The sequence below is a fragment of the Streptomyces sp. NPDC028305 genome (assembly GCF_055569495.1).
This window is the reverse complement of sequence record NZ_JBVHTN010000007.1, coordinates 399,115-423,202: the sequence shown is the minus strand read 5'-3', so window position 1 is coordinate 423,202 and position 24,088 is coordinate 399,115. Positions and strand designations below refer to the sequence as shown.

18 protein-coding genes are annotated in these 24,088 nt (G+C 72.4%); 12 read left to right on the top strand and 6 right to left on the bottom strand.

Translation table 11 applies throughout. From position 1 onward, the window contains the following. Nucleotides 1–54 precede the first annotated feature (54 nt). Together ACZ4WQ_RS31530 and ACZ4WQ_RS31525 are read left to right on the top strand one after the other, a co-directional pair. Entirely contained in the window at nucleotides 55–1,002 is a 948-nt protein-coding gene (locus ACZ4WQ_RS31530; RefSeq protein ID WP_311725503.1) for a transporter substrate-binding domain-containing protein, read from the top strand. 8 nt (nucleotides 1,003–1,010) lie between these two features. Next, entirely contained in the window at nucleotides 1,011–2,927 is a 1,917-nt protein-coding gene (locus ACZ4WQ_RS31525) for a CocE/NonD family hydrolase (RefSeq protein WP_468022620.1), read from the top strand. Between the two features lie 16 nt (nucleotides 2,928–2,943). On the opposite strand, the gene ACZ4WQ_RS31520 is transcribed toward ACZ4WQ_RS31525, so the two are convergent. From ACZ4WQ_RS31520 to ACZ4WQ_RS31505, 4 genes are all read right to left on the bottom strand, one after another. Beyond that, the gene (locus ACZ4WQ_RS31520) at nucleotides 2,944–4,035 is read right to left on the bottom strand and encodes a helix-turn-helix domain-containing protein (protein ID WP_311725501.1); all 1,092 of its coding nucleotides are present in this window, start codon (nucleotides 4,033–4,035) and stop codon (nucleotides 2,944–2,946) included. 88 nt (nucleotides 4,036–4,123) lie between these two features. After that, on the bottom strand, nucleotides 4,124–5,698 hold the full coding sequence (locus tag ACZ4WQ_RS31515; RefSeq protein ID WP_468022619.1) for an alkaline phosphatase D family protein: 1,575 nt from the start codon (nucleotides 5,696–5,698) through the stop codon (nucleotides 4,124–4,126). A gap of 216 nt (nucleotides 5,699–5,914) precedes the next feature. Beyond that, nucleotides 5,915–7,432: a glycerol kinase GlpK gene (gene glpK / locus ACZ4WQ_RS31510; protein WP_311725499.1), complete on the bottom strand. Its 1,518-nt coding sequence runs from the start codon at nucleotides 7,430–7,432 to the stop codon at nucleotides 5,915–5,917. 30 nt (nucleotides 7,433–7,462) lie between these two features. Next, a complete protein-coding gene (locus ACZ4WQ_RS31505; RefSeq protein WP_398897989.1) occupies nucleotides 7,463–8,293 on the bottom strand; it encodes an MIP/aquaporin family protein in 831 nt (276 codons plus the stop codon). 218 nt (nucleotides 8,294–8,511) lie between these two features. On the opposite strand from ACZ4WQ_RS31505, the gene ACZ4WQ_RS31500 reads away from it, so the two are divergent. From ACZ4WQ_RS31500 to ACZ4WQ_RS31470, 7 genes are all read left to right on the top strand, one after another. Continuing rightward, nucleotides 8,512–9,783 carry an FAD-binding protein gene (locus tag ACZ4WQ_RS31500; RefSeq protein ID WP_398897987.1) on the top strand — a complete coding sequence of 424 codons (1,272 nt, stop codon included), beginning with the start codon at nucleotides 8,512–8,514 and terminating at the stop codon, nucleotides 9,781–9,783. 96 nt (nucleotides 9,784–9,879) lie between these two features. Next, nucleotides 9,880–10,500 carry a CBS domain-containing protein gene (locus ACZ4WQ_RS31495; protein WP_311725496.1) on the top strand — a complete coding sequence of 207 codons (621 nt, stop codon included), beginning with the start codon at nucleotides 9,880–9,882 and terminating at the stop codon, nucleotides 10,498–10,500. A gap of 36 nt (nucleotides 10,501–10,536) precedes the next feature. Continuing rightward, nucleotides 10,537–10,872, top strand: a complete 336-nt coding sequence (locus tag ACZ4WQ_RS31490) for an SHOCT domain-containing protein (protein WP_311725494.1) — start codon at nucleotides 10,537–10,539, stop codon at nucleotides 10,870–10,872. 18 nt (nucleotides 10,873–10,890) lie between these two features. Next, complete coding sequence (locus ACZ4WQ_RS31485) at nucleotides 10,891–11,802, top strand: universal stress protein (protein ID WP_468022618.1); 912 nt, start codon at nucleotides 10,891–10,893, stop codon at nucleotides 11,800–11,802. Nucleotides 11,803–11,889: 87 nt separating this feature from the next. Beyond that, a complete protein-coding gene (locus tag ACZ4WQ_RS31480) occupies nucleotides 11,890–12,969 on the top strand; it encodes a zinc-binding dehydrogenase (protein ID WP_311725492.1) in 1,080 nt (359 codons plus the stop codon). Nucleotides 12,970–13,016: 47 nt separating this feature from the next. Then, nucleotides 13,017–13,700: a helix-turn-helix domain-containing protein gene (locus tag ACZ4WQ_RS31475; RefSeq protein WP_468022617.1), complete on the top strand. Its 684-nt coding sequence runs from the start codon at nucleotides 13,017–13,019 to the stop codon at nucleotides 13,698–13,700. 157 nt (nucleotides 13,701–13,857) lie between these two features. Beyond that, nucleotides 13,858–14,526 (top strand): CBS domain-containing protein, encoded by a 669-nt coding sequence (locus ACZ4WQ_RS31470; protein ID WP_311725490.1) that lies wholly within the window; start codon nucleotides 13,858–13,860, stop codon nucleotides 14,524–14,526. Between the two features lie 68 nt (nucleotides 14,527–14,594). Here ACZ4WQ_RS31470 and ACZ4WQ_RS31465 read toward each other — a convergent pair whose 3' ends face one another. Continuing rightward, nucleotides 14,595–15,176: an Rv1733c family protein gene (locus tag ACZ4WQ_RS31465; protein ID WP_468022616.1), complete on the bottom strand. Its 582-nt coding sequence runs from the start codon at nucleotides 15,174–15,176 to the stop codon at nucleotides 14,595–14,597. A gap of 273 nt (nucleotides 15,177–15,449) precedes the next feature. Between ACZ4WQ_RS31465 and ACZ4WQ_RS31460 the strand changes: the two genes are divergently transcribed. Both ACZ4WQ_RS31460 and ACZ4WQ_RS31455 read left to right on the top strand, forming a co-directional pair. Beyond that, nucleotides 15,450–16,184 carry a response regulator gene (locus ACZ4WQ_RS31460; protein ID WP_385336924.1) on the top strand — a complete coding sequence of 245 codons (735 nt, stop codon included), beginning with the start codon at nucleotides 15,450–15,452 and terminating at the stop codon, nucleotides 16,182–16,184. Between the two features lie 111 nt (nucleotides 16,185–16,295). Beyond that, nucleotides 16,296–17,138: a nitroreductase family protein gene (locus tag ACZ4WQ_RS31455; protein WP_385336921.1), complete on the top strand. Its 843-nt coding sequence runs from the start codon at nucleotides 16,296–16,298 to the stop codon at nucleotides 17,136–17,138. A 135-nt stretch (nucleotides 17,139–17,273) separates the two neighbouring features. On the opposite strand, the gene ACZ4WQ_RS31450 is transcribed toward ACZ4WQ_RS31455, so the two are convergent. Further along, nucleotides 17,274–18,989 (bottom strand): sensor histidine kinase, encoded by a 1,716-nt coding sequence (locus ACZ4WQ_RS31450; RefSeq protein WP_385336919.1) that lies wholly within the window; start codon nucleotides 18,987–18,989, stop codon nucleotides 17,274–17,276. 165 nt (nucleotides 18,990–19,154) lie between these two features. Between ACZ4WQ_RS31450 and ACZ4WQ_RS31445 the strand changes: the two genes are divergently transcribed. After that, nucleotides 19,155–23,762, top strand: a complete 4,608-nt coding sequence (locus tag ACZ4WQ_RS31445; RefSeq protein ID WP_468022615.1) for a glycoside hydrolase family 2 TIM barrel-domain containing protein — start codon at nucleotides 19,155–19,157, stop codon at nucleotides 23,760–23,762. The last annotated feature ends 326 nt before the right edge of the window (nucleotides 23,763–24,088 follow it).

The following is a 24,088-nucleotide window of genomic DNA, read 5'->3' as shown; positions in this document are numbered from 1 at the left end:
CGCCCTCAGCCTCCCCGGTCCCCCCTGCACGCTCCTCCCGAACGGACCTCTTCCATGCGCAACCGTCCCCGCGCCGCCCTGGGTGCCCTGTCCCTGCCCCTCGCCCTGTCCCTGACCCTGGCCGGCTGCTCGGTCGACGACTCCGCCGGCACCGACAAGCCCAAGGCCAAGTCGTCGGCCGCCGTCCGCCTCGAACCGCTGGACCGCGAGCTGGCCGCCGAGGTGCCCGCGCAGTACAGGAACAAGACCCTGATCATGGGCGTCAGCGAGTACGCGCCGTACAACACCTTCGGCTCGGACGGGCGCGTGACGGGTCTGGTGCCCGACCTGGCCGCGCAGCTCTCCGCCATGCTGGGGGTGAAGATCAAGGTGGAGAAGACCACCTTCGACGCGATCATTCCCGGTCTGAAGTCCGGCCGCATCCATCTCAGCGCGCCTGCCGGCGACTTCGTCGAGCGTCAGGAGCAGGTGGACTTCGCCGACTTCGCGAAGAGCAGCGTGACGCTGATGGTGAACAAGTCGGCCTCCTTCCAGCCCAAGACCGGGCTGGAGGTCTGCGGGCGCAAGGTCGGCGTCGAGAAGGGCGCGGGCACCCAGAACGTCGTCGCCGCGCTCACCGAGCGGTGCGCCGCGAAGGGCAAGCCGGCCGTCGACGAGCAGGTCTTCCCCGACCTGTCCGGCGCCGCCCTCGCGCTCCAGAGCAAGCGCATCGAGGCGGTAGCCGCGCCGAGTGCGGCCAACACCTCCGCCAGCAGCGGCTCGAACGGCCGCTTCCAGACGCTGGAGCTCAAGGACATCCTCGATCTGCCCGCCGCGACGGCGATCTACGGCATCGAGGCCAAGAAGGGCTCCGGGCTCGCCCCCGTGATCACCAAGGCGCTGCGGGAAATGTACGAATCGGGCACCTACGCCAAGCTGTTCGGCCTGTGGCGTCTCCCGCTGTCCACGGTGTCGAAGTCCCAGCTCGCCGTGAACGGCTCGAAGCAGTCCCAGACCAAGTGACAGGTTTCATGACACAAACCACCGACACCACCGACACCGCCCCCCTGGAGCACCTGGCCGAGCGCGGGATGTGGCGGCGCACCCTCGGCGTCCCCCTGCGCGACGGCGTGGTGCTGGCCGCGGACCTGTACTCCCATGCCGCACGGCCGGAGCCCCGCCCGGTGATCCTGGAGCGCACCCCGTACGGCCGCCGCCAGATCCGCGGCTCGGACCAGAACCGCCACGACGAGCCGCTGCCGACGCCGGAGGAGACCTCCGCGTACTTCGTGCGCGCCGGGTATCACGTCGTGCGGCAGGACTGCCGCGGCCGGGGCGACTCGCAGGGCACCTTTGTCAAGTACCTGGGCGAGGGGCCCGACGGAGCGGACACCATCGAGTGGATCGCGGCCCAGCCCTGGTGCGACGGCCGGGTGGCGATGATGGGGGTCTCCTACTCGGCACACGCCCAGACGGCGGCCGCGGCCGAGTCCCCCGGTCCCCTGGCCGCGATGTTCATGGACTCCGGCGGCTTCGCGAGCGCGTACGAGGCAGGCATGCGGATGGGCGGGGCGTTTGAGCTCAAGCAGGTCACGTGGGCGTTCCGGCACGGCGAGGAGAGCCCCGAGGCCGCCCGCGACCCGCTGGTGCGCAAGGCGTTCGAGGGCACCGACCTGCGGGACTGGTTCACCGTCCTGCCGTGGCGGCCGGGCGTCTCACCGCTGCGCCAGGTCGGCCCGTACGAGGACTATCTGCTCGACCAGTGGCGCAACGACTCCTTCGGGGCGTACTGGCGGCAGCCGGCGATCTACGGGCGCGGCCACTACGACCGCTTCCCCGATGTCCCCACGCTGCACATGTCCAGCTGGTACGACCCGTACGTGCGCTCGACCATCGAGAACTTCACGGCGATGGGCCGTCTGAAGGACTCCCCCGCGTATCTGGTGATGGGGCCCTGGACGCACGGCCACCGTTGCGTCACATACGCCGGCGATGTGGACTTCGGCCCCGCGGCCACGCTCAGCGACAACCTCGACGCCTCGTATCTGTCCTTCCGACGGCACTGGTTCGACGCGGTGCTCCGGCATGACGGCGATCCGGAGTCCATTCCCCGGGTCCGGTACTTCCTCATGGGCGGCGGGGACGGCCGCCGGGACGAGGCCGGCCGGATGCGCCACGGCGGCCAGTGGCGGACCGACACGCGGTGGCCGCCCTCGGGGGCGCGCGAGACGGCGTTCTACTGCCACGCCTCGGGCGAGCTGAGCGAGCGGCCGCCGACCGGGCGGCGGGCATGGGTGGAGTACGACTTCGACCCGGCGGATCCGGTGCCCACCCTGGGCGGGCAGGTGACCTCGGGCGAGCCGGTCATGGTCGGGGGCGCCTTCGACCAGGTGCCGGACGCCCGGTTCTACGGGGCGCGGGAGCCGTATCTGCCGCTGAACGCCCGGCCCGATGTGATCTCGCTGGTCACCCCGCCGCTGGCAGAGCCGCTGGTGGTGGCGGGCCCGGTCACGGCCCGGCTGTTCATCTCCTCGACCGCTGTGGACACCGACTTCACCGTGAAGCTGGTCGATGTGCACCCGCCCAACGACGACTATCCGCACGGTTTCGCGATGAACCTGACCGAGGGCATCTTCCGGTGCCGCTTCCATAAGTCGTTCGAGCACCCCGAGCCGCTGATGCCGGGCGAGATCTACGAGATCGAGATCGCGGCACCGGACACGGCGAACCGCTTCGAGGCCGGGCACCGGCTGCGGGTCGACATCTCCTCCAGCGACTTCCCCCGCTTCGACGTCAACTCGGGCACCGGCGATCCCGAGGCGGTGACCCGCCGCAAGGTGATCGCCACCAACCGGGTCCACATGGACGCCGAGCACCCCTCCGCCGTGCTGCTGTGGACCCAGCCCGGCCAGCCCGGCCAGCCCGGCCAGGCCGACGACAGCGCCTGAGGGCCCCGGCGAGCGGTCACCGCATGATGGTCGCCAGCACATCCTGCCCCAGCCGGAGCAGGGTGCTGGTGGCCAGCCGGTGGTAGACGTACCTGCCCTCCCGTTCCGATTCGATCAGGCCGGCCTCCCTGAGCTGCCTCAGGGTGCGGGAGACCTGTGTGTCATCGAGGCCGAGCCGCTTGGCCAGCTCGGAGGTGGTGATCGGCTCCCCCAGCAGATGGCGGCACAGCTCCATCCGGCCCGGAGAGGCCAGCACGGAGAGCCGGGCGTGCAGCTGCCGCAGCGTGAGTTGCTCGGGCGCCCGGACCTCCGGTGCCGCGAACTGGAGCACCACCGGATAGGACCGCTCGTCCTTGATGGTCAGATGCGGCCACACATGCACCGAGGGCACCAGGAACAACTGCCTGGGCCCGATCCCGATCTCCGCGATCGCCAGCTTGTCGTAGCGGACGTGTGAGCCGTCCCCCGCGACCACCGCGGTCGGGCTGAGCCCTGCCAGCACCTCGGCCAGACCCTTGCGGGTCACCTCGGTACGGAACCGCATGGCGGCCGCCTCCAGCCGGTCGTGCACCGCGCGCCACTCGGCCGCGAAGAACGCTCCCCCGCAGCGGTCCAGGAAGTTGATCAGTCGGGCCCGCACGTCCTCCGGCGAGGCCATCAGGTCGTGCGCCAGTGCCCCGCGCCGGAAGGATCGGCGCTCACACTGCGTGACATAGCAGCGGGCGGCCTCTTTGTCGTTCAGCAGGAGGCGTGCCGGGGGGACGGCCTCGCGGAAGCCGAGAACCCCCTGGGCACACAGATCGACGAACTCATCCAGGGGCAGCTTCTCCAGGTGCCGCAGCTCCCCTTCCAAGGTCTGGTCCAGCGGCAACGCCAGAGGGAACAGCAGCCGGCACCGAAGACGCGCCCACAGCGGCGACAGCGCGCTCATCTCGTTGGCCAGGGAGTCGTCGAAGGTCGTTCCGAGCTGACGGGTCCAGCGCTGGGCCTCCGGATGGTGGTCCGGTTCGGCCAGGATGTGCAGCACGGACATCAGCTCGGCCAGCGCGGATCGGCCGACGTGCACATCGGCCGATCGCGCGTTTCTCAGGTCGAGCGTGATCCCCACGGGGGCAGCCTACATACCCGCTGGCAGCGGCATCGCGGGCGGCCACGGCGGGGCCCGCCGCGGCGACGGGCCGGGGCCCGGGCCGGGGTCACACCAGGTCGACTCCGGGCCGCCCGTTCTCCACCCGCAGCCGCGCCAGGGTCCGCGCCGCCGACCGGGGCTGGGTGACGGTGTCCACGATCCGCACCTGGGCGTCGATGCCGCCGCGGTCGATGTCGAAGAGGTGGTAGCCGCGGTGGGCGTCGAGGAGCTTCCAGTGCGGGTTGTCGGGGACCAGGGGGTCGAACTCGGCGTGGAAGGCGTCCTGGTCCTGGTCTCCGTTGGAGGTGATGGAGGTGCCCACGAACTCGGCGCCCACCACCGGCGAGGCGGGGTCGGCGAAGTCCCGCTTGAGGTCGCTGATCATCGTCAGATGGCGGTCCCCTGAGAGCACCACCGGGTTGCGGACCTGGGCGAACTCGGCCATCAGCTCGTTGCGCTCCACCTGGTAGCCGTCCCAGGCGTCGTAGAACCAGAGCTTGCCCGGGCCCGCGAGCCGGTCGGTCTCGGCCATCATGATCTGTGAGCCGATCAGGTTCCAGCGGGCGGGCGAGCGGTGCAGCCCGTCCAGCAGCCACCGCTTCTGCTCGGCGCCGAGCATCGTCAGCAGCGGGCTCTGCGCGCCCTCCTGCGTGGTGACCTGGTCGCTGCGGTACTGCCGGGTGTCCAGCACCTGGAGCCGGGCCAGGCGGCCGAAGTCGAGGCTGCGGTACATCTTGATGTGCGGGCCGCCTGGCACGGCGGTGGCGCGCACCGGCATGTGCTCGTAGAACGCCTGGTAGGCGGCGGTGAGCCGGGCGACGAACGCGTCGTGCGACTGCTTGTCCGGGTCCTGCGGGATCTCGCCCGCCCAGTCGTTGTCCACCTCGTGGTCGTCGAAGGTGACGATCCAGGGTGCCTGGGCGTGCATCCGGAGCAGGTCGGGGTCGGTGCGGTACTGCGCGTAGCGGTTGCGGTACTGGACGAGCGAGTACGGCTCGCCGTTGCCCTCGTGGCGGCGTACGGCGGTGGCGGAGGGGGAGCTCTCGTAGATGTAGTCGCCGACGAACAGCACGGCGTCCGGGTCCTGTTCGGCCATGTCGGCATACGGCGTGAAGTAGCCGTGCTGCCAGTTCTGGCAGGAGGCCAGGGCCAGGCGCAGCGGGCCGGCGGCGTTCGGCGCGGGGGCGGTGCGGGTGCGGCCGACCGGGGATATCTGGTCCGCGGCGCGGAAGCGGTACCAGTACTCGCGGTGCGGCCTCAGGCCGCGCACATCCACATGGACGCTGTGGCCGAGGGCGGGCAGGGCCTGCGCGGTCCCCTGCCTGACGATGCGCCGGAAGCGCGAGTCCTCGGCCACCTGCCAGGCGACGTCGACGGGCCGGTCGGGCATGCCGCCGCCCTTCAGCGGGTCGGGGGCGAGCCGGGTCCACAGCACCACCCCGTCGGGCAGCGGGTCACCCGAGGACACGCCGAGCGTGAAGACGCCACTGGGCAGGGCGGGGTCCGCGGCGCGCGCGGTGCCCGCGAGGGCCAACTGGCCCACGGCTACCGCGCCGACGGCCGCGGCACCGGCGGCGAGGAATTGGCGTCTGTCGGAAGGGGATCTGTCGGATGGCTGTGATCCGGTGGCCTGTCCAGGCATGGCGGTCCCTCTCGTCACATCGAGCGATGGGTCATTGTGACCGGACGAGACGTTTTCAGGCAGACCGGGGACGGCCCTTGAACAGGATCTGTCCAGAAGATGACGCGTCCATGTTCAGTGAGCGCCGACGGAGTGTCAGGCCCCGTGATGGCGCGCGTCGTCGTGTCATCTCGGCCCGGCCCGGGAGCGCCGGCGAGGGCGGCTCATGGGGGCCCGCTAGTGGATCTTCACCCAGTCGAGCGTGCGCTCGACGGCCCGTTTCCAGCCCGCGTAGCCCTCTTCCCGGCGCTCCCGGCTCCACTGCGGCTCCCACCGCCTGGACTCCCGCCAGTGCGAGCGCAGTTCATCGGTGTCGCGCCAGAAGCCGACGGCCAGACCCGCGGCGTAGGCGGCGCCGAGCGCCGTGGTCTCGGCGATCTGTGGGCGGCTGACCGGGACGCCGAGGACATCGGCCTGGGTCTGCATGCACAGGTCGTTCCCGGTGACCCCGCCGTCCACCTTGAGCACATCGAGGTGGACCCCGGAGTCCTGGTCCATGGCCCCCACCACGTCCCGGGTCTGGTAGCAGATGGCCTCCAGCGTGGCCCGCGCCAAGTGGCCGCCGTTGTGGTAGCGGGAGAGGCCGACGATCGCGCCGCGCGCGTCGGAGCGCCAGTACGGGGCGAACAGCCCGGAGAACGCCGGGACGAAGTACATCCCGCCGCTGTCCTCGACGGAGCGGGCCAGCCGCTCGCTCGCGGCCGCGTCGTCGATGATCTTCAGTTGGTCGCGCAACCACTGCACGGCCGAGCCGGTCACCGCGATGGAGCCCTCCAGGGCGTAGACGGTGGGGCCGTCGCCGAACCGGTACGCCACGGTGGTGAGCAGCCCGCTGCGCGAGCGGACGAGCTCGGTGCCCGTGTTGAGCAGCAGGAAGTTGCCGGTGCCGTAGGTGTTCTTCGCCTCGCCCGGCGCGAAGCACACCTGGCCGACGGTGGCCGCCTGCTGGTCGCCGAGCACCCCGGTGATGGGGGTTGCGGTGCGCAGCGGGCGGGTGGTGCGGGTGCGGCCGAACGCCTCCGGGTGGGCGGAGGGGTTGATGGTGGGCAGCATCGCCCGCGGCACGCCGAAGATCTCCAGCAGCTCGTCGTCCCAGTCCAGGGTCTCCAGGTTCATCAGCATGGTGCGGCTGGCGTTGGTGACATCGGTGGCGTGGACACCACCGCCGGGGCCGCCGGTGAGGTTCCACAGCACCCAGCTGTCGGTGGTCCCGAACAGGGCGTGGCCGCGCTCGGCCGCCTCGCGTACGCCGTCGACGTTCTCCAGGATCCACTGGATCTTCGCGCCGGAGAAGTAGGTGGCCGGGGGCAGGCCGGCCTTGCGGCGGATGACCTCGCCGCGGCCGTCGCGCTCCAGGCCGGCGGCGATGGTGTCGGTGCGGGTGTCCTGCCAGACGATGGCGTTGTAGTACGGCATTCCGTTGCGCGGATCCCAGACGACGGTGGTCTCCCGCTGGTTGGTGATGCCGATCGCCGCCAGGTCGGCGGGCGCCAGTCCACTGGCCCGGACCGCGTTCTGCATGACCGAGTTGGTGCGCTCCCAGATCTCCACCGGGTCGTGCTCGACCCATCCGGAGCGCGGCAGCAGCTGGCGGTGTTCGAGCTGGTACTTCGCCACCTCGGCGCCGTCGTGGTCGAAGATCATGAAGCGGGTGCTGGTGGTTCCCTGGTCCACCGCACCGACGAATTCCGGCATCCTGCCGCCTCTCGTGGCTCGGGGTTCGGCTCAGGTCTCGGGGGACGGGGTCTGCCCCACCTCCTGCGGCCCGGGCCCGAGCACCGGGAGGAAGGGGCTGACCAGGATTCGGTAGAGGGCCCCGCCGACCAGGCCGCCGACCAGGGGGCCGACGATGGGCACCCAGAAGTAGAGGTTTCCGTACTGATCCCGCCAGGCGGTGTCATAGCCGGTGATGAAGCTGGCGAGGCGGGGGCCGAAGTCACGGGCCGGGTTGATGGCGTACCCCGCGTCGGTGCCCCAGGCCATGCCGATGGCGACCACGATGAGCCCGATGACGACGGCAGCGAGGTTGGCGCCCGGGGGCGTGTTCAGCAGGTCGGTGACCGCGAAGACCAGCAGCATCAGGATCGCGGTGCCGATGACCTGGTCGCGCAGCGCACCCCACTCACTGACCGGAAGCACACCGTTGCCGGGCAGGGTGGAGAAGACGAACTGGGTCTTGAGGGTGTGCCCCGGATCGGCCTTGGCCAGCACCTCGGTGTAGTTCCAGCGCACCAGCAGGGCCGCCACGAACGCCCCGGCGGTCTGCGCGATCGCGTACGGCAGGACCTTGCTCCACGGGAAGCCCTTGAACGCCGCCAGGGAGAGGGTGACGGCGGGGTTGAGGTGGCCGCCGCTGAGCCGGCCCGCGACATACACGCCGAAGGTGACGCCGAACCCCCAGGCCCAGGCGATGCTGTCGTGGTCGCCCAGCCCCCCGGCCACCACCTGGGCCACCACGCCGCAGCCGAAGAGGATGAGGACCATGGTGCCGACGAACTCGGCGGACAGCTCGCCGATCAGCCCCGTCCTGTGGGCGGCTGGTTTCTGCTCGCTCATCGGGCCACCTGTCTCCGGCGCTGTGACGACCATCGTGACCGGGCCGGGTCCCGGCGGCTTCCGCAGCTGGGCCGATCGGGGCAACTGAGGGGCGCGTGGGACTGTACGAGGTGGTGGGCGGCCCTGTACTACGGTTCCTGGCCGCCTCGCCGGGCGACCACTTCGGCCAGAACCCCTGGCCGAGACCGAGCACTTCCAGGACAGGATCAGGAACGCGGATGCTGACAACCGGAGCCCCGACGAACTGGGCCGGAAACATCACCTTCGGTGCGGCCCGGGTGCACCGACCGACCTCGGTCGACGAGCTGCGGCGGATCGTCGGCTCCGCCGAGCGCGTCCGCGCGCTCGGCACCGGCCACTCCTTCAACCGCATAGCCGACACCAGCGGCGATCTGATCCGCCTCGACCGGCTGCCGCAGCGGGTCGAGATCGACCCCGACGGCTCACGGGTGACCGTCGCCGCGGGCATGCGGTACGCCCAGGTCGCCGAGGCCCTTCAGCCGGCGGGCCACGCGCTGGCCAACCTCGCCTCGCTGCCGCACATCACGGTCGCGGGGGCCTGTGCGACCGGCACCCACGGCTCCGGCATCGCACAGCGCGGCCTGGCGGCGTCGGTGGCGGGTCTTGAGATCGTCGGCCCGGAAGGGGACCTGACGCGGCTGAGCCGGGAGGCGGACGCGGACCGGCTGGCCGGGGCGGCGGTCTCGCTGGGCGGGCTCGGCGTCGTCACCGCCGTCACCCTGGACATCGAGCCGTCCTTCGAGGTGGCCCAGTGGGTCTACGACGGGCTGCCCCTGGACCGGCTGGCCGACAGCTTCGACGAGGTGTTCGGCGCCGCGTACAGCGTGAGCGTGTTCACCGACTGGCACGCCGGGGACGGGGTGGTGTGGCTCAAGTGCCGCACCGACCGGCCCGGTCCGCCCCGGCCGGGGCAGCCGTGGCTGGGCGCCCGCCCGGCCGACGGCCCCCGCCACCCCGTGCCCGGCATGCCGCCCTCGCACTGCACCGCGCAGGCGGGCGTGCCGGGGCCCTGGCACGAGCGGCTGCCGCACTTCCGGCCCGACTTCACGCCCAGCAGCGGCGAGGAGCTCCAGTCGGAGCTCATCCTGCCGCGCGGCGCCGCGCCCGAGGCCTTCGCGGCGCTGCGCCGGCTGGGCGACCGGATCGCGCCGGTGCTGCTGGTGTCCGAGGTCCGTACGATCGCCGCCGACGGCCTGTGGCTGAGCCCGGCGTACGGCCGCGACTCCGTCGCCCTCCACTTCACCTGGGTGCCGGACCGCGCCGCGGTACTCGAGGTCGTCGCCGCGATCGAGGAGGAGCTGCTGCCGCTGGGAGCGCGGCCGCACTGGGGCAAGCTGACCGCGGCCGCGCCGGCGGACGTGGTCGCGCGCTACGAGCGCGCCGCGGATTTCGGGCGGCTGCTGGGCGAGTTCGACCCGGCGGGGAAGTTCCGCAATCCGTACCTGGACCGTCTCTTCCCCACGGGCTGAGGGGGCCGAAGGTCCCTGATCGGACCCCGGGCAGCCCATGCCGCCCGGGGTCCTGTCGCGGGAGGGTGGCCGCGAGGGGCGGAGAAGGGGCCCGCGATGAAGCACCGCAAGATCGGCAATGTGATGACCGACGACGTCGTCCGGATCGGCTCCGGTGCCTCGCCCGAGGAGGTCACGGAGCTGCTCGCGCGGCATCGCATCGGCGGGCTGCCCGTGGTGGACGAGGACGAGAAGGTCATCGGGGTGGTCTCGGCGGCCGATCTGCACGCCGCGTCCGGGGCCCGCACCGCCGGGCAGCTGATGTCGCGGCCCGCGGTCACGGTGCGCCCGCAGGACAGCGTGGTCGACGCCGCGCGGACCATGGCGCGGTACGGCGTTGAGCGGCTGCCGGTGATCGACGAGGAGGACCGGCTGATCGGCATCGTCACCCGGCGCGATCTGCTGCGGGTCTTCCTCCGCCCGGACCACGAGATCCGCGCCGAGGTGATCGACGAGGTGCTGGTGCGCGCCTTGTGGCTGCTGCCCCACGCGGTCGACGTCACGGTGACCGACGGGGTGGTGCGGCTGGAGGGGCAGTTGGAGCGGCACAGCGAGGTGCCCATCGCGGTACGGATGGCCGGCCAGGTGGACGGGGTGGTGGCCGTCGTCGACCGGCTCACCTACCGCGTCGAGGACGCGCGCCCGGGGCCCGTCGGCCGGCCGGTCGGAGGCGGGTGAGGGCCCGGCGCGGGTGATGGGACAAGGAGATCCGGCATGTACTGGTGGTACGGCCACATGATGGGCGGCTGGGGCTACTCCCTGCTGACCTTCATCGCGATCGCGCTGTGGGTCCTGGTGGCCCTGGTGGCGGTGGCGCTGTTCCGGCACGTGGAGCACGGCGTCCGCGCGCCCTGGTCGTCGGCCGAGCGGGTGCTCTCCGAGCGGTTCGCGCGCGGCGAGATCGACGAGGACGAGTACCGGACGCGGCTGGCCGTCCTGCGGGGGCGGACCGCGCCGCCGCAGGCCGGGCCGAGGGCCTGGCCCGGGTCCGGTGCCGGGGGCGACGCGAAGTCCGGTCCCGGCCCAGGGTCCGGTCCCGGCCCAGGGTGAGGACGGGAGGCCGCCGCCATGACGCGTTCGGGCACCCCGCCGCAGGACGGCCGGGTCGTGGTGGGCCTGGACGGCTCGGACAGCGCTTGGCTCGCGCTGGACCGGGCGGTCGGCGAGGCCCAGCGGCGCGGGTCGACGCTGGAGATCGTGCACGCCTGGCCGTGGGCGCAGACCGACCCGGCCGCGCTCGACGTGGGCGCCGAGCCGCAGCGGACCCCGGTGGAGATCGCCCGGACCGTGCTGCGGCTCGCGGTGGCCCAGGTGGCCGAGAAGGCTCCGGAGCTGCGGGTGGTGCCGACCCTGACGGCGCAGGACGCGGTGCCCGAACTGCTGCGCATCGGCGCGGACGCGGCGCTGACCGTCATCGGCACGCGCGGCCTTGGGGGCTTCACGGGGCTGCTGCTGGGCTCGGTGGGGCTGCGGCTGGCCGCGCACACCACGCGCCCGCTACTGGTGGTGCGCGGCGACATCACGCCCGTACTGGGCCCCGAAGGCCACGGCAAGGTGCTGGCCGGACTGGAGACGAGCGCCGACCGGGCCGCGGCGCGGTACGCGTTCGAGGAGGCGGTGCGGCGCACCGCGCGGCTGCGCGTGCTGTACGCGGGGACGCACTCGCAGCTGTTCCGGGGTGATCACACACTGCCCTCGCGGGAGGGCCCGGCGGCGCGGGCGGAGCGGGAGCAGGAGGGTGCGCGCCGGGTGGTCGCGGCGCTGGGCGAGAGGTTTCCGCAGGTGTGGGTGCGCGAGCACCTGACCCGCGGCGCCCCGGCGCAGGCCCTGGTGGAGGCCTCGCGCGCGGCGGACGTCGTGGTGCTCCCGGTGCACCGTCATACGGCCCGGCTGGGGATGCAGCTCGGCCCCGTCACCCACGCGGTGCTGCACCACTCCCACTGTCCGGTGGTGCTCGTCCCGATCGACGGGGGCGAGTGAGCGCATACAGAGCACCTACAGAGCCCGTGCACGGTACGTGCCCAGCGAGGACAATGGGTATATCCACAGAAAAGCGAGGAAGCGGTCATGAAAGCACTCGTCTTCCACGGACCCGGAAGGCCCTCCTGGGACGAGGTCCCCGACCCCGGTCTCCAGGAGGCGTCCGACGCGATCGTCCGCGTCGACACCGCCACCATCTGCGGCACCGATCTGCACATCCTGAAGGGCGATGTGCCGGATGTGCGGCCCGGGACGGTCCTCGGCCACGAGGCCGTCGGCGAGGTCGTCGAGACCGGCGGCGACGTGCGCACCGTACGCCCCGGGGACCGGGTGCTGGTCTCCTGTGTCTCGCCGTGCGGCCGCTGCCGGTTCTGCCGGGAGCGGGCGTACGGACAGTGCCACGGCGGCGGGGGCTGGGTCCTGGGGCGGCTGATCGACGGCGCCCAGGCCGAGTACGTCCGGGTGCCGTTCGCCGATCTGTCCCTGCATCCGCTGACCGGCGCGGCCGACACCCTCGAAGCCGTGCTGCTGGCCGATGTCTTCCCCACCGCCTACGAGGTGGGGGTGCTCAGCGCGGGGGTGCGGCCCGGCGACACCGTCGCGGTCGTCGGCACGGGGCCCGTGGGGCTCGCCGCGATCGCCACCGCGGAGCTCTTCTCCCCCGGCCGGATCATCGCCGTCGACCTGCTGCCCGAACGGCTGGACGCGGCCAAGCGGCTCGGCGCCGACGCGGTGGTGCAGACCACGGAGGGGCCCGAGCCCCTGGTCGACGACCTCACCGGAGGGCTCGGCGCCGATGTGGTCATCGAGGCGGTGGGCACCCCCGCGAGCTTCGAGGCCTGCACCCGCATGGCGCGGCCCGGCGGGCGGATCGCCAACATCGGCGTGCACGGCCGGCCCGTGACGCTGCATCTGGAGGACCTGTGGATGCGGAATCTGACGATCACCACCGGTCTCGTCGACACCCGCACCACCCCCACGCTGCTGTCCATGCTGGCCGCCGGGCGGCTGCCCGCGGCGTCGCTCATCACCCACACCTTCGAGCTCGACCAGATGGAAGAGGCGTACGACGTCTTCTCGCGGGCGGCCGACACCGGGGCGCTCAAGGTCGCGCTCGGGGTGCCCACCAGGCCACTGGTCGCCAGGGAGACGAGCGGAGCGAAGTGATCGGAGAAATCGAAGAAATCGAAGAGATCGGAGAGAAGTGATCGGCCATGTCCGAAGCAGCACGGCCGGACCCGGCCGCCACCCGGCGGCCCGGCGGCGGAGGTGACATCGGACGGCGCGTGGCCCTGCGGCGCGAGCGGCTGGGGCTGAGCCGGGAGGACGTGGCCGGGCGCGCGGGCACGTCGCCGAGCTATCTGCGGTACCTGGAGGAGAGCCCCGCCGACCCCGGCACGGGCTTTCTGCTGAGGCTGGCCGCGGCGCTGGACACCAGCGCGGCCGAGCTGCGGGGCGGAGGCGTCGGCCTGCCACCGGGCCTGGCCCAGGCGGGCTCCCGCCCGGACCTGGTGGAGCTCACTCCCCGGGAGTGCTACGACCTGCTCTCGACCCATGGGGTGGGCAGGATCTCGGTGTCCACTTCCAAGGGCCCGAGCATCCTCCCGGTCAACTACAGCGTCATGGATGACGCGGTGGTCTTCCGCACCGCCCCGGACGCCTCCCCGGCGGCCGCCGCGGGGGCCGAGGTCGCCTTCGAGGTGGACCACATCGACGAGGCGCTCAGCGAGGGCTGGAGCGTGCTCGTGGTGGGGCGGGCCCAGCGGGTCACCGACCCGGAGGCGATACGGCGCGTGGCCGCGGGCGCGTACAGCAAACCCTGGCCGGGCGGCAGCCGCGAGCTGTGTCTGCGGATCGACCCCACGCGCGTCACCGGGCGCCGGATCCGCGTCCACTGACCCACCGGGTCCGCCGGCGCCGGCCCCACCCGGCCCCCGGCCGGGCCCACGATCGCGGAGGTAGCGGCCATGCCACCGCAGGTCACCGCCGTCCCGCACCACGCGCCGTGCCCGGTGGGGGTGGTCCCGTACCGCTGAGGCAAGGAAGGAGGTCCCCGTGCACCGGACCTCGCACATCGTGAGTGATGTGATGACCCATACCGTCGTCGCCGTCGGCCGCGAGGCCCCGTTCAAGGAGATCGTGAAGACGCTGGAGCAGTGGAGGGTGAGCGCCCTGCCGGTGCTGGAGGGCGAGGGGCGGGTGATCGGCGTGGTCTCGGAGGCCGATCTGCTGCCCAAGGAGGAGTTCCGGGACAGCGATCCGGCCCGGCTCGGACAGCTGCGCGACCTGCCCGACATCGTCAAGGCGACCGCGGTGACCGCCGAGGAGCTGATGACCTCTCCGGCCATCACCGTGCACGCGAACGCGAGCTTGGCCGAGACCGCGCGGATCATGACCCACAGGCACGTCAAGCGGCTGCCCGTGGTCGACGACGAGGGCCGTCTGGAGGGCATCGTCAGCCGCGCCGATCTCCTGAAGGTGTTTCTGCGCCCGGACGAGGACATCGAGGAGGAGGTGCGGCGCGAGGTCGTGTCGTATCTCTTCCCCGCGTCGGCGGGGCAGCCGGTGCGGGTGAGCGTGAACGAGGGCGTGGTCACCCTCACCGGCCAGATCAGGGACACCGGTCTGATCCCGGCGGCGGCGCGGCTGATCCGCTCGGTCGAGGGCGTGGTGGACTTCGACAACCGGCTGACCGCCGCGCACCACGTCACCAGGCCGTCCTGACCGGCCCGTCCGGACTGACCGGACTGACCGGACTGACCGGACTGACCGGCCTCGGAGCGACGGCCGGCTCAGCCGCCGCGGCTGCTCCAGCGGGGCTCGACCTCGGCCCACGCGCGCTCCCACTCCGCGGCGCGCTGGCGGTCCAGCCGCCAGCGCACGGTGCGCCAGCCGGCCAGGGTCACCAGGCAGACACCGGTGGCCGCGGTGGCGCCGGTCAGGTCCGCCCGGGTCTCGGCCTCGCGCTGGGTGAGCGGTTCTGAGACCAGCCGGCCGCGCGCGTCGGTCCACACCACCGTCCGGCTACCGGCCGGCCGCCCCTCGTGCACCCGCGCCACGCCGGTGTGCACCGAGCCGTCGGGTGCCGTCCAGCGCACGGTGGCGGGGACGCGGCCGAACTTGCCGCCGTCCGCGGCCTGGGCCACCGCGGGCGCGTTCTCCAGCAGCCGCGCCGGGACGGGGTGGTGCTGGGCGCGCTCCGCAAGCAGGGGCCGTTCCACGGCGGCGGATGTGACCATGCCGGCCATCGTGCCGCCGACCGCCATCACCAGGCCCGCGACCAGCGCGACCCAGGCCTCCACGACGTCCGAGCGGCGCTTGAGCGGGTTGCGCCGCCACCGCCACAAGAGCCGCCCCCGCGCCTTCGCACTCATCGCCGCACCCCCTGTCGTGTGCTGTCGCGTGCTGCGGGGCGAAACCCGCGCGGCAGCGCGGGGGCTCCCTACAAACGACCCTCGCACGCGCGGGCCGCGGGTGCGAGGGCCGGGCGGACCCGGCGGTGGGACCATCGGCCCCGCCGCCCGAGCGCCGGGGACCGTTCGGCCCTGGCGCGGCCGCCGGGGGCGAGTCATGATCGATTGAAGGGGGCCGATCGCCGGTCCCAGTCCCAGGGGGGCCGGGCCACGACAACCGTGCGGAAGGCCGCCATGACCGACTCTGCGCACCACTCCCCGCCGGCGCCGACCAGTCCGACCAGTCCGGTCAGGGTTTTTTTGCTGGACGACCACGAGGTCGTCCGGCGCGGGCTGCACGACCTGCTCGACGCCGAGCCGGACATCGAGGTGGTCGGCGACGCGGCGACCGTCGCCCAGGCCCTCGCCCGGGGGCCCGCGCTGCGGCCCGATGTCGCGATCCTGGATGTGCGGCTGCCGGACGGGGACGGGGTCACCGTCTGCCGTGAGCTGCGCTCCACCATGCCGCGGCTGGCCTGTCTGATGCTCACCTCGTTCGACGACGACGATGCGCTGCTGGACGCGATCATGGCCGGGGCCGCGGGATATGTCCTCAAGCAGATCAGGGGTTCCGACCTGGTGTCCGCGGTCCGCACGGTGGCGTCCGGCCAGTCGATGCTCGACCCGGCCACCACCGCCCGGCTGATGAGCACCCTGCGCGGGGGCGGCGCGGAAGAGCAGCCGCAGGACGAGACGCTGGCCGGGCTGTCCACCCGGGAACGGGAGATCCTGGCCCTGATCGGCGAGGGAATGACCAACCGGGAGATCGGCAAGCGGCTCTATCTGTCCGAGAAGACGGTGAAGAACCACATCTCCCGCCTGCTGGCCAAGCTCGGCGTCGAGCGCCGCGTCCAGGCGGCCGTGATCGCCACCCACGCGGAGCCCCGGCACTCCGGCACCCCCTCCGCGCGGCCGGACTCCGCCCACTGACCCCCGGGGACGTCCGGGCCCCGCCCAGGGACCATTGGCCCCTGCCCACGCCCGCCCACCGCCCCGCAGGCTGAGTGACCGTAACCCCCGCGCGTCCGCCGAGGAGATCACATGCAGCCCTCAGCACTCGACGCGGCGACCTTGGAGAAGCTGATCTCAGCCGCTGTGGCCGCCCCCTCGATGCACCACACCCAGCCGCCCTGGCACTGCCGGCTCGACCCCGACACCGTCACGCTCGAAGTGCGGGCCGCCCCCGGGCGCGTCCCGCGCCACGCCGAGAGGCCCGACGGCATGGCGCGGACCCTGAACCTCACCGTCGGGGCGGCCGTGTTCAACCTTCGGGTCGCCATGGCCCACTTCGGGTGGCGGCCGGTGGTCCAGCTGCTGCCGCGGCCCTCGGAGCCGGAGCTGCTGGCCACCGTCCGCCCGGAGCCCGCGCCGAGCGGGGGCGACGGCCACCTGGACGATCTGTACGAGGTGATCTGGCGGCGGCACGGCGATCGCCTCGCCTTTTCCGGCCGAGTCTCCGGCCGACGACTGCCGCAGCGGGTGCTCACCGAGCTGACCGAGGCCGCGCACACGCACGGCGCGACCCTGTACTTCCCCCGCCACGAGGAGACCACGCAGCTGCTGCGGATCAACGAGGAGGCCGAGCGGCGCAACGCCCGCGACCGCGGCCGGGCCACCGGGAACGGGTCGGGCCCGCACGGGCAGGAGCGGGCCGACGCCTTCGCGCAGCGGCCGACCGTGGCCGTGCTGAGCACCCGGCACGACCACCACGCCGACTGGCTGCGGGCCGGCCAGGCGCTCCAGCACGTCCTGCTGGTGGCCGCCGCGCGCACGGCGCGGGCCGCGCTGCTGCACCAGGCGCTGGAGTGGCCCGATCTGCGCTGGGCGCTCAGCGACGACCGCCGCGTCACCGACCACGCGCAGATGCTGATCCGGCTCGGCTAGGGCCCGGCCGACCCGGTCACCCCTGTCGTCTGAAGGCGGCAATCCGTTCCGACCCATCGGCGGTGTCCGCTGTGCGGGATCTCCGCGAGCTCCACGCCGCCCGCGGCCGGGCCGTTGGTCCTCAGTCCCGGCCCGTCAGCCCCGCGGCAGTGGAACGCTCCACACCAGGCGGGTGCCACCACCCGGCGCCCCCTTGACCAGCAGCTCGCCACCGCGCTTCCCGGCGCGCTCCGCGAGGTTCCGCAGCCCGCTGCGCCGACCGCCCTCCGGGATGCCCACCCCGTCGTCGGTGACCGTGAGGGTCAGCCGGCCGGACCCGACGGCCAGGGAGATCTCCGCGCCGCGGGCCCGCGCATGGCGGGCGACGTTGGACAGCGCCTCGGCCAGAACCGCGACCAGGTCGTCCGCGACGGGGTACGGCACCTCGGTGTCGACCAGCCCCTCCGTACGCAGCGAGGGCGTGAAGCCCAGCGCGGGCACGGCCTCCTCGACCGTCCTGGCCGTGCGCACCCGCAGCCCCTGGGCGGCCGGGCCCGCCTCGTGCGACCGGAGACCAAAGATCGTCGACCGGATGATCTTGATGGTGTCGTCCAGGTCGTCCACCACCCGCAGCAGCCGCTCGGAGCCCTCCGGGTGCTGGACGAAGCGCATGGTGCTCTGGAGCGTCATCCCCGCGGCGAACAGCCGCTGGATGGCCAGGTCGTGCAGATCGCGGGCGATCCGGTCGCGGTCCTCCAGCAGCGCCAGCTGCTCGGCGTCGCGCCGCCGCTCGGCCAGCTTCATGGCGATCGCCGCCTGACCGGCGAAGCCGAGCAGCATGTCCGTCTCCACCGGGGTGAAGGGCGGGCTGCCCGCCGCTCGGGCCAGCGACAGCACCCCCTGGACGCCCTCGCTGGTCCGCATCGGGACCGCCACCGCGGGGCCGAGGCCCGTCCACCGGGTGGGGCCCTCGGTGATCCGCGGGTCGTTCTCGACATCGACGCTGGTGACAGCCTCGGACCCGAGGAAGGCTGCACCGGCGAACGAGCCCTGGCGGGGCAGCACGAGACCGCGGTGCGCCTCGGCGTCGATCCCGTCCGCGAGCGCCATCTGGAGGTCGGTGCTCCCCTCGACCGGCAGCGCGAGCACCCCCAGGTCGGCGGCGAGCAGCCGCCGGGCGTGCCCGACGATCAGCCCGAGCACCCGGGTCTCGTCCACACCGGACAGCAGGCCCTGGGTGACCTCGGCGTTCGCCTCCAGCCAGCGCTGGCGGTGCCGGGCCTCCTCGTACAGGCGGGCGTTCTCGATGGCCACCCCGGCAGCCACCGCGAGCGTGGACAGCACCGTCTCGTCCTCGCCGTCGAACTCCTTCCCGCCCCGCTTCTCCGTCAGATAGATATTGCCGAAGACCTCGTCCCGCACCCGGATGGGCACCCCCAGGAACGAGTGCATGGGCGGGTGGCCCGGCGGAAAGCCGTAGGAGGCCGGGTGCTCCGACAGCTCGGCCAGCCGCAGCGGCTCGGGGTGGCGGATCAGCTCGCCCAGGATGCCGTGGCCGGACGGCAGCGCGCCGATCGCCGCGATCTGCTCCTCGCTGACGCCCACGGTCAGGAACTCCGCCAGCCACCGCCGGTCCTCGCCGATCACGCCCAGGGCGCCGTACTCGGCGTCCACCAGGACCACGGCCGCCTCGACGATCCGCCGCAGCACCTGCGGCAGATCCAGCTCCCGGCCGACCGAGAGCACGGCCTCCAGCAGGCTGTGCACCCGGTCCTGGGTCCCCCGCACCGCGTCGATGCGCACCTGCAACTCGTCCAGCAGCTCGTCGAGCCGCAGCCGAGGCAGATTCCTGGAGCTGCTCGCGCTACCCATGCCGACCGGCGCCTCCCACTCCTTACGGTAGCCGCGCACCCCGGGCGGTGAATGCTGCCCGGAGTCTTGGCGCGAAAGGGTCCGTTGGCTAATGTTCGGTGCTGTTGATTTTCGGATTGTTTTGGCAAGCCCGTACATCGACATCGAAGAGAAGGGTGGGCTCCGATGCCCCGTCTCCTTCGCTCCTTCCGCCTCCTTCCCCGGCTGATGCCCCGGCTCATCCCCCTGGCCCTGGCCGGAACGCTGGTGGCCCCCGTCCCCGCCGCGACGGCGAGCCCCTCGGCCCCGCCCGCGGACGTGTACAAGCTCCTCGAGGACCCCGAGGTCACCGCGGTCGGGCAGGAGCCGGCCCACGCGCCGCTGACGCCGTACGACAATGCCGCCGGCGCGCTCAAGGGCGGCCAGGACACCCCCTGGACCAAGTCGCTCGACGGCTCCTGGAAGATCCATATGTCCGATCGCCCCGAGAATGTCCCCAAGGACTTCTTCGCCGAGGGCTATGACACCTCGGGGGCGGGCTGGCACGGCGTGAGCGTGCCGCACACCTGGCAGACGGACGGTCTGGACCACCCGGTCTTCCGCAACATCCCCACCGAGATGTATCCGGACGACCCTCCGAAGGTGCCGCACGACGTCAACCCGACCGGCGCCTACGTCAAGACCTTCCAACTGCCCGGGAGTTGGGAGAAACGGCGGACGTTCCTGCGCTTCGAGGGCGTCACCAGCGGCTATCTGGTCTGGGTCAACGGCTCGTACGCCGGGTACGACCAGGGCGGCTACACGCCCGCGGAGTTCGACATCAGCGAGCGGCTCCACCCGGGCCGGAACACGGTCGCCGTGCAGGTGCACCGCTGGGGCTCCGGGGCCCATCTGGAGGACTACGACCAGTGGCGCTTCGCGGGCATCTTCCGCTCGGTCGGCCTCTACTCCACCCCGGCGACCCGGCTGCGCGATGTGACCGTGAAAACCGATCTGGACGCCGCCTACCGCGACGCCCGGCTGACCGCCCGGGTGGATGTCGCCGCCGCGGGCCCGGACGGGCAGAGCGTGGCCGGCGCGGGTGAGCGCGAGGTCACCGGGACGCTGTACGACCGGCGCGGACGCAAGGTGACAACGATGTCGGATACGGTCGATCCCGGCGGCGGCACCGGCTCAGCCACCCTGAGCGCCCAGATCGCCGACCCCGACAAGTGGACCGACGAGACACCGAACCTCTACACCCTCGTCGTCCAGCTCCACGGCCCCGACGGCCGGGTCACCCACACCACCGCCCAGCCGGTCGGCTTCCGCGAGATCGAGATCAAGGACAAACAGCTCCTCGTCAACGGCCGCCGCATCCTCGTCAAGGGCGTCAACCGCGCCGAGACCGATCCGAACACCGGCCGTCACGCCACCAGAGAGCGCACCGCATCCGACGTCTCCCTGATGAAGCAGCTCAACATCAACTCGATCCGCACCTCGCACTACCCGTCCGATCCCTATCTGTACGAGCTGGCCGACGCGCGCGGGCTGTGGATCGACGACGAGGTCGACATCGAGACCCACCATCACGACGGCTGCCCGGACGACTGTCTGGCCGAGCGGCCCGAGTGGCAGAGGGCGTTCCTGGACCGGCTCACCGCGATGTACGAGCGGGACAAGAACCACCCCAGCGTCCTGATGTGGGACACCGGCAACGAGGCCGGCCTGGGCAGCGCCCACTACGCGATGGCCGAGTTCCTGGACCGTGAGGACCCGGCCCGCCCCGTCTACCACCAGCCCAACAACCCCGACGGCGACGCCCCGTTCGCCGATGTCTGGGGGCCGCGTTACCCCTCCCCCGCGGGCCTGGAGGAGAAGGCGAAGGCCACCACCAAGCCGATCATCATGGGCGAGTACGCCCACGCCATGGGCAACTCGCTCGGCAACTTCCGGGAGTTCTGGGACGTCGTCCGCAAGTACCCCCAGGTCCAGGGCGGCTACATCTGGGACTGGGCGGAGCAGAACATCACCCAGCCGCTGCTGACCACGCCCGACTCCTCCGGCAACGACATCCTGTCCTATGTCTCGGGGAAGCCCGGTCTGGTGGCGGGACACCGGGGCAGGGCGCTGGAGCTGTCCGGGCTCGACGACTTCGTGGAGGTCTACCGCGACCCGAAGCTCGACACGGTGGCGGACGCGCTCACCCTGGACGCCTGGGTGAAACCCGCCGACTGGACAGGCAGCTTCACCGTGATCGCGAAGGGCGACCACAGCTACGCCCTGAAGATGCGCGACAAGGACACCCTGGAGTTCTTCGTCTACGGCGACGGGGAGTGGCACACCGTCGCGGCCGACGTCCCCGGCGACTGGTACGGCTCCTGGCACCGCGTGTCCGGCACCTTCGACGGCTCGGCCCTGAAGCTCTACATCGACGGCGAGCAAGCCGCCTCCACCGGCTGGCGCGGAACCGTCGGCTACTCCGCCCAGCCGGTGAACATCGGCCGCAACCCCGAGACCGACCAGGAGAACATCCGCAGCCGCATGGCACACGGCACGGTCGACCAGGTCCGCGTCTACCACAAGGCGCTGGGCCCCGATCAGCTCGCCGCCGACCCCAGCGCGGACGCGGTGCTCGCGCTCGACTTCGACCGGCTCGACCGGAAGGGGGAGTTCCTGTCCTATGGCGCGGGGACCGGCGGGGTCGACGGGGTGGTCTCCGCCGACCGCACCGTACAGCCCGAGGCCCGTGCCATGGCGGCGGTGCACGCCCCGGTCCGGATCTCCGGCGCCGAGGCCGCGTCGGGGCGGATCGATGTGCTCAACGAGCGCTCCTTCACCCGCACCGGCGACCTCAGACTGCGGTGGCGGATCACCGAGGGGACCAGGACCCTGGCCCACGGGACCCGCTCCTTCGACCTCGACCCCGGCGAGCGACAGCGCGTCCGGCTGCCGAAGCCACCCGCCAACCCGAAGGACGCCGACCGACAGCTCACCGTGGAGGCGGTGCTCGCCAAGGACACCACCTGGGCGAAGGCCGGGCACATCGTCGCGGTCGAGCAGTTCGACATCGGCGGCGCGCAGCTCGCGGGCACCACGCCGGCCAAGGCACCCGGCAAACTGACCACCGCCACGGCCGACGGCCGGATCACCGTCACCGGGAAGGACTTCTCGTACGGGTTCGACCGCACGAGCGGTGAGCTGGTCTCGATGCGGGCCGACGGCCGGGAGCTGCTCGGCTCCGGCCCCGAGCTCGACGCCTGGCGCTCACCGGTCAGCAATGAGATCGGCTCCGAGGAAGGGCCGTGGCGCGAGGCGGGCCTGGACCGGCTGCGCACCGAGCCGGGGAAGGTCACGGTCTCCGAGCGGGGCGGCGAGGTCACCGTCACCGTGCCCGCCACGGCCGCCGCGCCCGGCGTCAAGGACTCCTCCTTCGCGCAGACCCTCCGGTACACGGTCAGTGGCACCGGGGAACTGCGCCTGGACCACCGCGTCGAGGCACGCGGCAAGGCGCGCACGGTGCCCTACCTGCCCCGCATCGGGCTCTCCCTGCGGCTGCCCGAGCGGTACGACACGTTCACCTGGTACGGGCGCGGGCCGCAGGAGAACTACAACGACCGCGAGGACGGCGCCCCCGTGGGGGTGTACTCCACCGATGTGGACAAGCAGTTCGCCGGATACACCAGGCCCCAGGACTACGGAAACCATGAAGACGTCCGCTGGGCGTCGCTGTCCGACGGCAAGAGCGGTCTGCTGGTCTCCGGGTCGGGATCCGGGTCCGGGGGTTTTTCGGCCGGGGTCACCCCGTACACCGGCATCGACCGCGCCGCGTACCCGTTCGCCCTCCGGAAGGACCCGGGAGGCAACACCCTGCACCTGGACCACGCGGTGAGCGGCGTGAGCGAGACCTTCCACACCGTGCTGCCCCAGTACCAGGTGCGGCCCGCCCGGGAGTACGCCTACACGCTGCGGATACGCCCACTGACCGGCGCCGAGGCCCGCACCGGCACCCCGCGCGGCCCGGTCGTCTGCGCCCCCGAGGCCGAGCTCACCGCCGCCGAGACCACCGTGCCGGCGGGCGACTCCACCTCGGCCGAGCTGTCCGTCACCAACCCCTGCGACACCCCGCTGCGCGATGTCACCGCGGCCCTCGACCTCGCCGAAGGGTGGACCGCCGAGCCGGGCTCCCTCGACCTCGGCGACCTCGCCCCGGGCAGGACCACGACCGTACGCGCCAAGGTCACCCGCGGCGAGAACACCCCCGACGGGCTCCGGCCCGCCGTCGCCACCCTCCGTGCGACCTCGGCCGGCGGGGCGCGGGTGAGCGGCTCGGCGGCGGTCGACCTCGACGGCACGCCTCCCCCGCCGCGCGGCGAGGTGTCCGTGTCCACGCTGGACTTCATCACCTCCGACAACGGCTGGGGCCCGGTCGAACGGGACCGCAGCAACGGCGAGTCCGCCCCCGGCGACGGCAAGACGCTCACCATCGGCGGCAAGACCTACGCGCACGGCCTCGGCGTGCACGCCGACTCCACGGTGGAGGTCTTCCTGGGCGGCAACTGCTCGACCTTCACCGCCGAGGTAGGGCTGGACGACGAGGTGGCCGGCGACGGCAGCGTCACTTTCGAGGTCTACGCCGACGGCGAGCGGGTCTACCGCGGCGGCGTCGTCGACGGCGCGGACCCCGCGGTCCCGGTCGAGGCCACGGTCGAGGGCGCGCAGGTGCTACGGCTGCGGGTCACCGACGGAGGCGACGGAAACGCCCACGACCACGCGGATTGGGGGGCGGCGACGGTGCGCTGCGGCTCGGACTGACGCGGGCCCTTCCGGCCCACCCCATGGGCCGGAAGGGCCCCTCCTCCCACCCCCGGTAAAAGAACTGCTTGATGGAGTACTTCCAGCACAGTGACGGATGCGGTTTCTTTCCCGTAGTCAGCGGCCCGTATCCAGCACCAGCCCAGTGATTTTGTGGTGAGTATCGGACAGCGACACGCCGTGGTGTCGGCGTGTCTCTGTCCGATACTCACCACAACTCAGGCATCGGACGATCTGCCGACCCGGACGTGGCGCCTACGGCACTCGGACGCGGACGGCCGCGCGCTCCTGTCGGAGGAGTTGCGGGTGAACGCGGACACCGGCGT

Excerpts from the sequence above, each read along its gene's own strand:
- ACZ4WQ_RS31485 (WP_468022618.1), top strand. The coding sequence starts at position 10,891 with ATGACGCGTTCGGGCACCCCGCCGCAGGACGGCCGGGTCGTGGTGGGC.
- ACZ4WQ_RS31490 (WP_311725494.1), top strand. The coding sequence starts at position 10,537 with ATGTACTGGTGGTACGGCCACATGATGGGCGGCTGGGGCTACTCCCTG.
- ACZ4WQ_RS31530 (WP_311725503.1), top strand. The coding sequence starts at position 55 with ATGCGCAACCGTCCCCGCGCCGCCCTGGGTGCCCTGTCCCTGCCCCTC.
- ACZ4WQ_RS31460 (WP_385336924.1), top strand. The coding sequence starts at position 15,450 with ATGACCGACTCTGCGCACCACTCCCCGCCGGCGCCGACCAGTCCGACC.
- glpK (WP_311725499.1), bottom strand. The coding sequence starts at position 7,432 with ATGCCGGAATTCGTCGGTGCGGTGGACCAGGGAACCACCAGCACCCGC.
- ACZ4WQ_RS31445 (WP_468022615.1), top strand. The coding sequence starts at position 19,155 with ATGCCCCGTCTCCTTCGCTCCTTCCGCCTCCTTCCCCGGCTGATGCCC.
- ACZ4WQ_RS31450 (WP_385336919.1), bottom strand. The coding sequence starts at position 18,989 with ATGGGTAGCGCGAGCAGCTCCAGGAATCTGCCTCGGCTGCGGCTCGAC.
- ACZ4WQ_RS31505 (WP_398897989.1), bottom strand. The coding sequence starts at position 8,293 with ATGAGCGAGCAGAAACCAGCCGCCCACAGGACGGGGCTGATCGGCGAG.
- ACZ4WQ_RS31525 (WP_468022620.1), top strand. The coding sequence starts at position 1,011 with ATGACACAAACCACCGACACCACCGACACCGCCCCCCTGGAGCACCTG.
- ACZ4WQ_RS31495 (WP_311725496.1), top strand. The coding sequence starts at position 9,880 with ATGAAGCACCGCAAGATCGGCAATGTGATGACCGACGACGTCGTCCGG.
- ACZ4WQ_RS31480 (WP_311725492.1), top strand. The coding sequence starts at position 11,890 with ATGAAAGCACTCGTCTTCCACGGACCCGGAAGGCCCTCCTGGGACGAG.
- ACZ4WQ_RS31455 (WP_385336921.1), top strand. The coding sequence starts at position 16,296 with ATGCAGCCCTCAGCACTCGACGCGGCGACCTTGGAGAAGCTGATCTCA.
- ACZ4WQ_RS31515 (WP_468022619.1), bottom strand. The coding sequence starts at position 5,698 with ATGCCTGGACAGGCCACCGGATCACAGCCATCCGACAGATCCCCTTCC.
- ACZ4WQ_RS31465 (WP_468022616.1), bottom strand. The coding sequence starts at position 15,176 with ATGAGTGCGAAGGCGCGGGGGCGGCTCTTGTGGCGGTGGCGGCGCAAC.
- ACZ4WQ_RS31500 (WP_398897987.1), top strand. The coding sequence starts at position 8,512 with ATGCTGACAACCGGAGCCCCGACGAACTGGGCCGGAAACATCACCTTC.
- ACZ4WQ_RS31475 (WP_468022617.1), top strand. The coding sequence starts at position 13,017 with ATGTCCGAAGCAGCACGGCCGGACCCGGCCGCCACCCGGCGGCCCGGC.